Raw genomic sequence first — 11,561 nt, 5'->3', positions numbered from 1 at the left:
GCTTGGGGAAGCGCATCAGCCCTTGAACCGGGGGGCGATGCGCATTTGCTCACGCGATTTGGGGCTTATTCACGCCCCCCAAAGCGGTGGTCGGCCCACGCCAGGCGCCCACCAGCCCGCCCAGCGGGCCAAACGCGCTGCGAAGTGAGAACCTGACCCTTGCGATACTGAAGCCTCATATGAGCGCCATTCTCGCCGTCACGCTGCCCTTTTTCGCCCTGGTCCTGTGCGGTTATGTCGCTGCCCGGCAAGGCCTGCTGGCCGAGACGGCGATTCCAGGGCTGAATGGCTTTGTGCTTTTCTTCGCCCTGCCCTGCCTGCTGTTCCGTTTCGGCATGAACACGCCGGTGCTGCAGCTGCTGAATCCGACCGTGCTGGGTGTCTACCTGGCGGCGGCCTTGCTGATCGTCGGCCTGTGCATCGCCTGGACCCTGTCGCCGCGGGTGCAACTCAAAGATGCAGCGTTCGGCGCCCTCGTCGCCGCCTTTCCCAACACCGGCTTCATGGGCGTGCCCCTGCTGGTGGCCCTGCTCGGGCCGGCGGCGGCCGGGCCGGTGATCTGCACCATCCTGGCCGATCTGTTTGTGACCAGCTCGCTGTGCATCGCTCTGGCGCGCGCCCACGACGCGGTGGCCGGCGCGCCCGGCCGCAGCGCCGCTCGCCTGGCGGCGGCGCAGGCCTTGCGCGGCGCCCTCTCCAACCCCCTGCCCTGGGCGATTGCGCTGGGCGCGCTGGCCAGCGCCACGGGCTTGCGGCCGCCCGGACCGCTGGACCGCGTCATCCAGATGCTGGCCGATGCGGCCTCGCCGGTGGCGCTCTTCACCATCGGCGCCGTGCTCTGGCGCGCGGGGCAGCATGCCCACAGCCGCACGCCGCCGGCGCTTTACCTGCCGGTGGCTGCGCTCAAGCTGCTGCTGCATCCGGCCCTGATGCTGGGCCTGGGCCTCGCCGCGCAGCGCCTCGGGGCGGGGCTGGGTTCCTTCGAGCTGACGGTGCTGACCCTGGCCGCCGCCCTGCCCAGCGCCAGCAATGTCTCCCTGCTGGCCGAGCGTTATGGCGCCGACAACGGCCGCATCGCCCGCATCATCCTGGCCAGCACCAGCCTGGCCTTCCTCAGCTTCAGCGGCCTGGCCTGGTGGCTGCAGGCCCATCCCCTGGGCCCGGCGGTGTGACGCACTGCGCAGCCGGCCGCCGGCTGCGCCCGCACAAGCGCCGCTTCTTGAGTTGCATCAAGACAAAGCAGCCAGAAGGGTGAGAATGTGACGGATTCATGACAGCACCCCCACCCGCCATGAGCACCAGCGCAGCCAAGACTTCGAACACCCCGGCCCCACGCGCCGCACGCAAGAAAAGCGTGCCCCGCCCCAGCCGCAGCGGCGACACCACCAGCGGCCACAGCAGCCAGGGCATCGCCCGCCAGGTGATCCAGAAAGCCGTGGATGCCGCCCAGGCCCGCGAGCTGGAGGCGCTGAAAGACATCGTCGCCAGCCAGGGTCCGGCGGCCCTGGCGTCCTCGGTGCGGGCCATCGTCGCCGGCTGCGCGCCGGACGATGCGCAAGCCCTGCGCCAGGCCCTGCTGCAAGAGCTGCAAGCGCCCGAAGATGGCGCAGCCGGCCCCGACCCCGACCAGGTGCTGTCCAGCCACTGGCGCAGCGGCGCCTACCCCTACAAGAACCTGCTCTCGCGCAAGAGCTACGAAAAGCAGAAGTACGCGCTGCAGGTGGAGCTGCTCAAGCTTCAGGCCTGGGTCAAATCCAGCGGCCAGCGCCTGGTGATCCTGTTCGAAGGCCGCGATGCGGCCGGCAAGGGCGGCACCATCAAGCGCTTCATGGAACATGTGAACCCACGCGGCGCGCGCGTCGTGGCGCTGGAAAAACCCAGCGAGGTCGAGCGCGGCCAGTGGTACTTCCAGCGCTATGTCCAGCACCTGCCCACCGCGGGCGAGATCGTGCTGTTCGACCGCAGCTGGTACAACCGCGCCGGCGTCGAACGGGTGATGGGCTTTTGCAGCCAGGACGAGTACACGGAGTTCATGCGCCAGGCGCCCGAGTTCGAGCGCAATCTGGTGCGCAGCGGCACCCATCTGGTCAAGCTCTGGTTCTCGGTCAGCCGCGAGGAGCAGCGCCGCCGTTTCAAGGAGCGTGAGGCCCACCCGCTCAAGCAGTGGAAGCTCTCGCCCATCGACCTGGCCTCGCTGGACAAATGGGACAGCTACACCAAAGCCAAGGAGGCGATGTTCTTCCACACCGACATCGCCGAGGCGCCCTGGACCGTGGTCAAGTCCGACTGCAAGAAGCGCGCGCGCCTCAACGCCCTGCGCCATGTGCTGCACCAGCTGCCCTACACCAACAAGGACCTCAGCAAGATCGGCCCGCTGGACCCGCTGCTGGTGGGCCGGGCCAATGTGGTCTACGAGCGCGGCGAGGGCCGCGGCGGCTGAAACGGCAGCCCCGGGCGCGCAGGAGGCCTGATCGGCAAAGCATGCCCGGCGCGCTCGCCGTCCGCGCTCAGTCCAAGGTGCTCATGACCTGCGAATCGCCCTGCTGGCGCAGCGGCAGCAGGATGTGGAAGGCCGCGCCCGAGCCCTCGCTGCCGGGTTCGCCCAGGTTCTCGGCATAGATGCGGCCACCGTGGATCTCGATGATCTTGCGGCAGATGGCCAGGCCCAGGCCGGTGCCACCCGAACCATCCTTGGTCTGGCTCGATTGAACAAAGGCATCGAAGATCTTCTCCAGCTCCGCCGGCGGGATGCCCGGCCCCTGATCGGCCACACGGATGTGGACCTCGCCTTGCGGCGACAGCTGAGCCCGCACATCGAGCGCACCGCCCTCGGGCGAGAACTTGATGGCATTGGCCATGACATTGCGCACCACCTGCTGAAAGCGCAGCGGGTCGACCTTGGCCGCCAGCGGCGTGGCAGGCTGGCGCAGCGACAAGCGCAGATGGCGGCGCGCCATCAGCGGCTCCAGCTCGCGCATCACGCCCTGGATCAGGCCGCGCAGATCGCAGCGCTCCAGGTCGAAGGTGCCGACCGAGCTTTCGATCTTCGAGACATCAAGCAGATCGTTGACCAAGGCCAGCATGCGCTGACCGGCCTGCTGGATGTCGCTGAACATGCTGGCCAGCTTGGGCGCATCACGGCCGCGTGCCATGCCCAGCTCGGAGAAGCCCAGGATGGACTGCAGCGGCGTGCGCAGCTCATGGCTGATATTGGCCACGAACTCGCTCTTGGCGCGCGAGGCCTCCTGGGCCACATCGCGCGCCTCGCGGGTGGCGCGCTCGGCGGCGCGGAACTCGCTGACATCTTCCAGCGTGCACAAGATGCCGGCCACACCGCCGTTCTGGTCGGGCACGCGCACCTTGGTGATCAGCATGTCGCGCAGGCTGCCGTCGCGGTGCTGGATCTGCGTCTCGTAGCGGATGCGGCCACCCTCGCGCAACAGGCGCGCATCCTGCTCGTCGTGCACCAGGCGCTCGGCCTTGGGCATGAAATTGCCGACCGGCTGACCCAGCGTCACCTGCCGGCTGCGCCCGGTGAACTCTTCCCAGGCCTGGTTGACGGTGACGTAGCGGCCCTCGGCATCGAACATGGACACCGGCAGCGGACTCATCTCCTGGAGCAAGGCGCTGAAGGCGAGCTGGTGCTGCAGGCTTTGCTGGGCCACCCAGCGCTCGGTCACATCGACCGCGCTGCCGGCAAAGCCGCTCAGGGCCTGGGTCTGTTCGTCGCGCAAGGGCAGCACCGAGATTTCAAAGCGACGCATCTGCCCATCGGGCGCCTGCAAGGCGAACTGCGTGCTGCGCGACTCGCCTGGCTGACCTTCCGGCGCAAACAAGGCCTCCATGCGCTGGCGGTGCTGTGGCGCTACCAGATCGGGCAGGCGCAAGCCCTGAGCCTCACGGATGGGCAAGGCACTGAGGGCGGACCAGCGCGCATTGACGAAGGTGATGCCGCCCTGTGCATCGGTGCGGAAGACAAACTCCTGCAGGCTCTTGAGCAACACGCGCAAATCATGCTCACGGGCGGCCACGCGCTGGTGGGCGCGGTCCAGCGCCGCGCGGGCGCGCGCCCCGTTGCTGAGGCTGCGCAAGGCCACCCAGGCCGCGCCCGACACCAGCACCAGGCCGGCGCCAGCCACCGCCAGCAGCACATGCATCAGCTCGCGCCAACCCTGCAGGGCCAGGTCCAGGCGCTCCTCCACCAGCACCACCAGGGGTCGGGTGCGGGAAACGCGGAAAGCCACAACCTGGGTGCCCGGCTGGGCGCCCACGCCGACATAGCTGCCGTGCTCACGGGACGGCAGCCACTGGGCGAACACCGGATGGTGGCTGAGGCGTGTGCCGGGGTCCTGGCTGACCGACTCGCTGGCGGCCAGCAGCTGGCCATCGAAGCTGCTCAGCAGGGCCGAGCCTTTGGCGTCCGCCAAGGCCTGACTTTGGTAGTTGGCCAGTGCATCCGGGTTGATCAAGGCCAGCAAGAGGACATGGCGACCTCCTGGCAGTCGATGCTGGCGCAGCAGGGGCAGCATGAACACCGGCGAGGCCGGAGCTCCGAGGCGCAGATCGCGCAAGCCACGTCCCGGCAACAAGGCAGCCAGTCGGTCGCCCCCCTCTGGCGGCAGGGCGCCCAGCAAAGGCAGGCTCAGCTGCAGGCCGGCTTCGCCCGCTTCCGAGCTGGCCAGCACCTGGCCTTGCAGACTGAGCACCGCCACATTGCGCAAGACCGGCTGGCCTTGCAGGGTCTGGCTCAGTTGCTGGCTCAGCGCTTCACCGGCCGCGTGGCCCTCGCCGCCGGCCAGGGCGGCCGCCAGGGCCGGGCTGTCACCCAGGCTGCGCAGGCCTTGCGCGGCACTCTCCACCGCGCGGGTGATCTGGTCTTCCAACACCCGACTCATCAGCCGGCTGCGGTCCTGGGCCGCATCCACCGCCTCGCCGCGCTCGTACCAGGCCAGGCCGGCCAGGGACACCAGCAAGGCCAAGCTCAGCAACACCGCCGCCAGATAGACCGCCAGGCGCTGCCGATCCACGGTGGGCCGGTGTTCCTGGAGCACAAGGGCGTCGAGCTTCATGGCCTCAGCTCGCGTCGATCATGGACTCGAAGCTGGGCGGGTCGCTGTTGATGCGCTCGCGCAGTTCGATCAACTCGCCGGCATGGGCCAGCACCAAATCCACCAGATGCGGGTCGAAGGCCAGGCCGCGCTGCGCGGTCAGCATCTCGAGGGCTGTGGCGTCGTCCAGCGCCGGGCGATAACAGCGGTCCATGGTCAGGGCGTCGAAGAAATCCACAACCGCCACGATACGCCCCGACAGCGGAATCGCCGCACCAGCCAGTCCCATGGGGTAGCCGCTGCCATCCCAGCGCTCGTGGTGGTTCATGGCCACCTCGGCCGCCAGCTGGAACAGCGGGATGCGCGAGCGACCCAGGATCTGCGCGCCGATCAGCGGATGGCGGTTCATGATCTGGCGCTCTTCGGGCGTGTAGGCACCCGGTTTCTTCAGCACATGGTCGGGCACACCGATCTTGCCGATGTCGTGCATGGGCGCGGCCCAGCGCAGCATCTGGGCGGCCTGAGGCGTCTGCCCGGCCAGCAGGGCCAGGGCCTCGGCCAGGAAGCCGATGCGCACGATGTGCACACCGGTGTCGTCATCGCGGAAATCGGCGGCCCGGGCCAGACGCAGCAAGGCCTCGTGATGGGCTTGCGCCACCTCGCGCAAGGCTTCGTTGCGCTCCTGGTACATACGCCCCAGGTCGGAAAGAATGCATTCCATTTGCGCCGAGGCCATGGCATCGAACTGGCGTGCGCCGGCCGCCAGGCGCTCGGGCTCGGCCAGCAGATCGACAGGGGTGTCGTTGGGTTTCATGGCCATCAGATCCGCGAAGTTGGAATTCTGGTGGAAGCCAGACCGGTCCAGAGTTGCCATGGCTTCAGTCCACCAACCAGAGCGAGGCCAGCGCGTCGATCAGACGCAGCGGGCTGAAGGGCTTGACCAGATAGTCATGCGCGCCGGCCTTGAGACCGGCCTCCTTGTCCTGCGCCTGGCCGCGGGCGCTGAGCAGGATCACATGGGTGTTGCGCAGGCTGGGCTCGGCGCGGATGCGGCGGCAGGCTTCAAGGCCGTCCATGCCGCCAGGCATCATCACATCCATCAGTACAAAATCCGGCTGCAGGATCAGGGCTCGCTCCAAGGCGCTGTCACCGTTGGCGGCCTCGTGGATCTCGTAGTCCTCGAACTCCAGCGTCATGCGGATCAGGCGGCGAATGTCCGCGTGGTCATCGACGATCAAGATCTTTTTCATGGCGGGCTCCTGCAAACTGAACTTCAGTGCGTTCAATTTATCATTTGTATCAATTGAAGTGCGATAAAAAAACGCATGCCCGTCGGGCAAATTCGGCAAAATCACACAATGCCTGAATCCAAACACAGCAAAGACATGGACAGCCCCGACTACAGCACCATGGAGGTGGCCCGCATGCTGGGCCTGGCGGTGCGCTCGGTGCAGCTGATGGTGGACCGCGGCGAACTGACCGCCTGGAAAACCCCCGGCGGCCACCGGCGCATCTCGCGTGAATCGGTCGAGGCCTGGCAGCTGCAACGCCAGGGGCCGGGCGCCCTGGCCCGGGCCGCCGGGCGCCTGCAGGCCACGGTCGCGCAGGAGAGCAGCGCCGGTCGGCCGCGCCGCGTGCTGGTGATCGAAGACTCGGTGCACTACCAGAACCTGATCGCCATGCTGCTCAAGCAGCAGTTCCCCGATGTGGAGCTCCACACCGCGCACGACGGCATCGTCGGCCTGGCCATGGTGGGCCAGTTGCAGCCCGAGGTGCTGATCGTCGACATCCTGCTGCCCGGCATCGACGGCGCCACCCTGATCACCAGCCTGCGCTCGCATGTGCAGTTCGCGCACAGCCGCCTGGTCGTCGTCACCTCGCTGGACGAAGACCAGCGCCAGCCCTATGCCTTCGCCCTGGCCGGAGTCCCCCTGGTGCACAAACCGCGCCTGGTGCTGGACCTGCCCCAGGCCCTGCGCGAAGCCCTGGGCGCGCCGGAGCAGACGGCATGAGTTCGCGCCGGGTCCTGCTGATCGAAGACGACCCCTCGCTGCAGCGCTTTGTCGCCATGGTGCTGGAAGACCTGGCGGTGCAACTGCGGGTCTGCGGCAATGTCGGCAGCGCCCTGCAAGCCCTGGCCGAGCAGCCGGTGGATCTCCTGATCACCGACCTGATGCTGCCCGACCGCTCGGGCCAGGACCTGCTGGCCGAGCTGCAGGCCCGCCCCGCCCTGCGCGGCCACGCCCATCTGGTCGCCTTCAGCGCCGGCCTGCAGCCCCAGGTGCGCAGCCAGCTTCAGACCCTGGGCGTGGAGCGCATGCTGTTCAAGCCCTGCTCGGTGAACGAGCTGGAAGCCTGCGTCGAAGAAGCCCTGGGCCCGGTGCCCCTGGACCAGCCGCCCGCGGCGGCCGCACAGACCTTGCCGACAGCTGCGCCCGAGCTTGGCGCCGCCCCCACGCCCGACCTGGAAGCCATCCAACGCAATTTCGGCGGCGATATGACGCTCTACCGCGGCTTTCGCGCCGCCAGCCTGCAGCAGTTCGCCATGGACCGCGCCGAGGGCGAGCGCGCCTGTGCCGCCCGCGAGCTGGCCACGGTGCGCCGCCTGGCCCACAGCCTCAAGAGCGTGCTGCTGATCCTGGGCCTGGAGGCCAGCAGCGATCTGGCCGGCCGCCTGGAGCGCCAGCTGGAAGCCGCCCTGGCCGCCGGCCAGCCCTGGCCTGCTGGCGCTGAAGCCCTCTGGGCCGAGCTGAACGCCCAGTTGCAAACCTTGAGCGCGGAAACTGTCACGCCATGAGCGCCGGCGAGGCGCCCGCCACGCGCGACGACGAGCTCCCGAGCTCGCAACGCTTCGCCGCGCTGTACAGCGAACTCAAGCTGATCGCCCGAGCCCGCCTGCGCCGGGCCGGCGCCGCCCAGCTGCAACTCAACACCACGGCCCTGGTGCACGAGAGCTATCTGCGCCTGCTGCGCAGCGAGGCCGCCCCGGCATCCGCGGCGCCCGAGTTCGCCAGCCCCGGCCATTTCCTCGCCTATGCCGCGCGGGTGATGCGCTCGGTGGTGGTGGACCTGGCGCGCGAGCAGGCGGCCGAACGCCGCGGCGGTGGCCAGGGCGCACTCAGCCTCGACACCGAGAGCCTGGCCGCCCTGCCCGACCCCGCGCCCGAACCCGAGGCCCTGGCCGTGCACGAGGCCTTGCTCGCCCTGCAGGCGGTCGAGCCGCGCCTGGCCCAGGTGGTGGAGATGCGTTACTTCGGCGGCCTCAGCGAAAGCGAGATCGCCGCAGCCCTGGGCCTGACCGAACGCACCGTGCGGCGCGACTGGCTCAAGGCCCGCGCCCTGCTGCTGAGCATGCTCAGCGCCTGAGCCCGCAGGCTTCGGCCTGGGCCAGCAGCGGGCGAGCGCGCGCATCACGGCTGGCCACGACCGCGGGCTGCAACTCCTGCCACAAGGCCTCGGCCTGGGCCTGCATCGCCGCCCCACCCTTGCAGAAAAACCCCAGCTGTTGCCCCAGCAAGGCCCAGCCCAGCGGATTGGCCAGCCCCAGGCTGCCACGCAGCAGGCGCACGGCCTCGGCCAGATCGCGTGCCTGTGCCTCAGGCTGGCCCTCGGCCGCCCAGAGCTCGGCGCGCAAGCCCAGCAGCCGCGCTTGGTCGAGGGCAATCGGCGGCTCGGCACGTGGCGCCAGGGCCAGGGCCCGGTCCAACCAGGCCTTGGCCTCAGCGCGCTCACCCTGCGCCAGATGCCAGCGCGCCAGATGCCCCAGCACCACCACATGGCCGCTGTCCAGCGGCGCCTCGCCCTGGTAGCGCTGCAGTGCCTGCTGCAGGGCATCCCGTCGCGCGGCCGGCACGGCGCCCTGTTCGTCCAGCACATCGTGCCGCGCCAGCCACCATTCCGCGCGCAGCAGGCCGCGCGCCGGCAGCTGCCTGTCGAGCAGTGCCAAGACCTCGGCCGCCTGCGCGCGCTGCCCGCCCGACCACAGGGCCCAGAACCAGCTGAGGCCGGCCTCACCGCTGCGCGGGTGGCCGGGGCCTAGCCTTTGCTGCAGCAGGCGCCAGCGCAGGCCGGCCAGTTCCAGGCTGCGGGCCTCGTCACTGAGGTAGGTGGCCACCGTGCTGCTCAGGCGCAGCAAGGCATCGGCGGTCTCGGGGTCTTGCGGCAGCTGCTGCTCGATCTGCGACATCTGCTGCTGCAGAAGGCGGCGCATGGCGGCAGCCGGATCCTGGGCATCGCTCTCACGCGGGTCCAGGGTGCGGAAAAGACCCAGCAAATAACGCTGAATCGCCTCGGCACGCTGGGCCTGCCGCTGCGCTTGCTGGGCCTGCCAGGCCGTGCCCGCCAGACCCAGCGCCAGGCTCAGGATCAGGGCGGTGAGCAGGGTGGCCATCAGCCAGTGGCGCCGCCAGGCCAGACGCAGCCGCGACCAGGCGCCGATGCGGCGCGCCTGCAGCGGCCGCCCGGCAAGGTGGCGGCGCAGGTCCTCGCTCATGGCCTGCACGCTGCCGTAGCGGTCTGAGGGGTTCTCGGCCAGGGCCTTGGCCAGCCAGGCATCGAGATCGCCGCGCAAAGCCCGCTGCAGCCGGCGCCGGCTCAGGCCGCAGCATTCGGCCTGCCCCTCGCTCACGCTCTGCGAGGCCAAACGATCGCCGCCGCCGCGCACTGGCGGCTGGCCGCACAGCAAGGTGTGCGACAAGGCGCCGAGGGCAAAAACATCGGTGGCCACGGTGATGGGGCTGCCGTTCAGCTGCTCGGGGGCGGCATAGGCGGGCGTGGCCATCAGCAGGCGGGTGGCCTCGGCACCGCCCGACGCATCGCCCTCGGCACCAAGCAGCTTGGCGATGCCGAAGTCCAGCAGCTTGACCTGGCCCTGGGCCGTGACCATCACGTTCGACGGCTTCAGATCGCGGTGCACCAGCAGCCGGCCATGGGCATGCTGGACCGCCTCCATCACCTGCAGCATCAGCAGCAGGCGCTCGCGCAGCGGCAGGCGCCGGGCCTTGCAATCCTCGGCGATGGACTGGCCCTCGACATACTCCAGCGCCAGCCAGGGCTGGTCCTGGCCCGCGGCGTCCTCGGCCGTGCCGGCATCGAAGAACTGGGCGATGTGGGGGTGCTGGAGCGCGGCCAGGATGTCGCGCTCGCGGGCAAAGCGTTGCCGCCCCGGGCCGGCCAGGGCCTGGGCATGGGGCAGCTTGAGCGCCACCTGGCGCTGGTAGGCGCCGTCGCAGCGCTCGGCCAGCCAGACCTCGCCCATGCCGCCCAGGCCCAGCCGGCGCAGAAGGCGCCAGGGGCCGAGAACCTGCTGGGGCTGCAATTCGATGCCAGGCCCCTTGTCTTCCCCCATCCCGGCCAGATGCGGCAGCTCCAGCTGCGGCGCACCCGGCTCGTCCTGACGCAGCACCCGGCTCAGCGCCGACCGCAGGTGCGCGGACTCCGGCGGCAAGCCCTGCAGCCAGGCGGCCCGCTCGCCGGCCGGCAGCTCCAGGGCGGCATCGAGCAGGGCCGAGAACTCGGTCCAGTGCTCGGGCGCGCAGGGCAGGCGTGTCATGGCGGGCCATCATGCCAGGACCGCGCCCGGCGACTCCAAGGCTCAGCGCCGACGCCCTTGCAGCCAGCCCAGCAAGCTCAGCAGCCCGGCGCCCAGCAGCAGGCCCGAGCCCGGCTCGGGCACGGCGCTGATGTTGAAGTCATGGCCGCTCATCCCGGTGGTGTTGAGCCCGGGCTCCGAGGTCTGCAGGTAGTAGCGCGCGGTGTGGCCAAAGTCGGCCACGACCTCGCGCGCCAGGGTGGCGCTGGAGGAGATGTCGGCCCCGGCGTAGAGCATGCCGGTGATCATGAGGTCATGCCCGACCACGGTGTCGAGGCCGATGCGGTACCAGCCGGTGGCGTCGCGTTTGGCGTCCCAGCTGAAGCTCTCACGCAGATTGCTGCTGCGGTCGATCAGCTGCATCTGGGCCAGGCCGTTGGCATTGAGGACACCCCCGATCTCGAGGTTGGGGCTGCTCAGCTGGCCGTCGATCCACAGGCGCAGCTCATAGCGCACCGGCGTGCCCACGGCCAGACCCGCGCCCTGCACGCGCACCGTGTCGGCAAAGCTCGCCTGGGCGGTGCCGAAGGCATAGCCGTAGTAATGCGGCTCCGGGATGCCGCTCGGATAGGCCGCATGCGCAAAGGCGCGCAGCTCACCCATGCCGGCCGAGAGCGTGGCCCGGCCAAAGCCTCCGTTGCTGACCTGGGAGAACTGGTCCAGGGACTGCAGCACCCGTGCCTCGGGCCGGTCGTACCAGTTGAAATCAGCGGCATGCTGCTGGTCCTCGCGCGGGCCGGGCGAGAACAGGGCGGCGAGGGTGTTGACGTTGCCGGTGATCTGGTAGTTCTGCGCCCGGGCGGGCGCAGCCGGCACAAGGGTGCTGGCAAGGACAAAGCTCAGCCCGAGGCTGGACAGGCGGTTTTTCATGGTCATGGCTCCTGGAGTCTTGAAGGGCGCACCTTGCGCACTCAGGGAAAGCC

At 69.6% G+C, this 11,561-nt stretch carries 10 protein-coding genes; 5 read left to right on the top strand and 5 right to left on the bottom strand.

The features are described 5' to 3' along the window. Window positions 1-179 precede the first annotated feature (179 nt). Both C1O66_RS18945 and ppk2 read left to right on the top strand, forming a co-directional pair. Entirely contained in the window at window positions 180-1,172 is a 993-nt protein-coding gene (locus C1O66_RS18945; RefSeq protein ID WP_102769320.1) for an AEC family transporter, read from the top strand. 119 nt (window positions 1,173-1,291) lie between these two features. Then, window positions 1,292-2,440 carry a polyphosphate kinase 2 gene (ppk2, locus tag C1O66_RS18940; RefSeq protein ID WP_102769319.1) on the top strand — a complete coding sequence of 383 codons (1,149 nt, stop codon included), beginning with the start codon at window positions 1,292-1,294 and terminating at the stop codon, window positions 2,438-2,440. A 67-nt stretch (window positions 2,441-2,507) separates the two neighbouring features. Here the strand turns inward: ppk2 and C1O66_RS18935 are convergent, their stop codons facing one another. The 3 genes from C1O66_RS18935 to C1O66_RS18925 form a co-directional block, all read right to left on the bottom strand. Then, window positions 2,508-5,069, bottom strand: a complete 2,562-nt coding sequence (locus C1O66_RS18935) for a PAS domain S-box protein (RefSeq protein ID WP_102769318.1) — start codon at window positions 5,067-5,069, stop codon at window positions 2,508-2,510. Between the two features lie 4 nt (window positions 5,070-5,073). Next, window positions 5,074-5,769, bottom strand: a complete 696-nt coding sequence (locus C1O66_RS18930) for an HD-GYP domain-containing protein (protein WP_102769742.1) — start codon at window positions 5,767-5,769, stop codon at window positions 5,074-5,076. 157 nt (window positions 5,770-5,926) lie between these two features. Continuing rightward, window positions 5,927-6,298 (bottom strand): response regulator transcription factor, encoded by a 372-nt coding sequence (locus tag C1O66_RS18925; protein WP_102769741.1) that lies wholly within the window; start codon window positions 6,296-6,298, stop codon window positions 5,927-5,929. A 108-nt stretch (window positions 6,299-6,406) separates the two neighbouring features. Here C1O66_RS18925 and C1O66_RS18920 point away from each other — a divergent pair, with 108 nt between their 5' ends. Genes C1O66_RS18920 through C1O66_RS18910 form a run of 3 tightly spaced genes read left to right on the top strand, consistent with a single transcriptional unit; the run spans window position 6,407 to window position 8,414 of the window. Then, window positions 6,407-7,060 (top strand): helix-turn-helix domain-containing protein, encoded by a 654-nt coding sequence (locus C1O66_RS18920; RefSeq protein ID WP_102769317.1) that lies wholly within the window; start codon window positions 6,407-6,409, stop codon window positions 7,058-7,060. Next, the gene (locus C1O66_RS18915; RefSeq protein ID WP_102769316.1) at window positions 7,057-7,845 is read left to right on the top strand and encodes a response regulator; all 789 of its coding nucleotides are present in this window, start codon (window positions 7,057-7,059) and stop codon (window positions 7,843-7,845) included. The genes C1O66_RS18920 and C1O66_RS18915 overlap by 4 nt, the downstream gene beginning before the upstream one ends. Then, window positions 7,842-8,414, top strand: coding sequence for an ECF-type sigma factor (locus tag C1O66_RS18910; protein ID WP_102769315.1), 573 nt, complete (start codon window positions 7,842-7,844; stop codon window positions 8,412-8,414). The genes C1O66_RS18915 and C1O66_RS18910 overlap by 4 nt, the downstream gene beginning before the upstream one ends. On the opposite strand, the gene C1O66_RS18905 is transcribed toward C1O66_RS18910, so the two are convergent. Both C1O66_RS18905 and C1O66_RS18900 read right to left on the bottom strand, forming a co-directional pair. Beyond that, window positions 8,404-10,599 (bottom strand): serine/threonine-protein kinase, encoded by a 2,196-nt coding sequence (locus tag C1O66_RS18905; protein ID WP_102769314.1) that lies wholly within the window; start codon window positions 10,597-10,599, stop codon window positions 8,404-8,406. The genes C1O66_RS18910 and C1O66_RS18905 overlap by 11 nt on opposite strands. A gap of 42 nt (window positions 10,600-10,641) precedes the next feature. Continuing rightward, window positions 10,642-11,508: a PEP-CTERM sorting domain-containing protein gene (locus C1O66_RS18900; protein WP_165794686.1), complete on the bottom strand. Its 867-nt coding sequence runs from the start codon at window positions 11,506-11,508 to the stop codon at window positions 10,642-10,644. Between the last annotated feature and the right edge of the window lie 53 nt (window positions 11,509-11,561).

Source organism: Paucibacter aquatile (assembly GCF_002885975.1).
Lineage (GTDB): Bacteria > Pseudomonadota > Gammaproteobacteria > Burkholderiales > Burkholderiaceae_C > Paucibacter_A > Paucibacter_A aquatilis.
The sequence above is the reverse complement of the archived record's forward strand: the minus strand, read 5'-3'. Positions and strand labels throughout refer to the sequence as shown.

What these genes read in the sequence shown, in the direction of transcription:
- C1O66_RS18945 (WP_102769320.1), top strand. Translation starts at nt 180, where the DNA reads ATGAGCGCCATTCTCGCCGTCACGCTGCCCTTTTTCGCCCTGGTCCTG.
- ppk2 (WP_102769319.1), top strand. Translation starts at nt 1,292, where the DNA reads ATGAGCACCAGCGCAGCCAAGACTTCGAACACCCCGGCCCCACGCGCC.
- C1O66_RS18935 (WP_102769318.1), bottom strand. Translation starts at nt 5,069, where the DNA reads ATGAAGCTCGACGCCCTTGTGCTCCAGGAACACCGGCCCACCGTGGAT.
- C1O66_RS18930 (WP_102769742.1), bottom strand. Translation starts at nt 5,769, where the DNA reads ATGGAATGCATTCTTTCCGACCTGGGGCGTATGTACCAGGAGCGCAAC.
- C1O66_RS18925 (WP_102769741.1), bottom strand. Translation starts at nt 6,298, where the DNA reads ATGAAAAAGATCTTGATCGTCGATGACCACGCGGACATTCGCCGCCTG.
- C1O66_RS18920 (WP_102769317.1), top strand. Translation starts at nt 6,407, where the DNA reads ATGCCTGAATCCAAACACAGCAAAGACATGGACAGCCCCGACTACAGC.
- C1O66_RS18915 (WP_102769316.1), top strand. Translation starts at nt 7,057, where the DNA reads ATGAGTTCGCGCCGGGTCCTGCTGATCGAAGACGACCCCTCGCTGCAG.
- C1O66_RS18910 (WP_102769315.1), top strand. Translation starts at nt 7,842, where the DNA reads ATGAGCGCCGGCGAGGCGCCCGCCACGCGCGACGACGAGCTCCCGAGC.
- C1O66_RS18905 (WP_102769314.1), bottom strand. Translation starts at nt 10,599, where the DNA reads ATGACACGCCTGCCCTGCGCGCCCGAGCACTGGACCGAGTTCTCGGCC.
- C1O66_RS18900 (WP_165794686.1), bottom strand. Translation starts at nt 11,508, where the DNA reads ATGAAAAACCGCCTGTCCAGCCTCGGGCTGAGCTTTGTCCTTGCCAGC.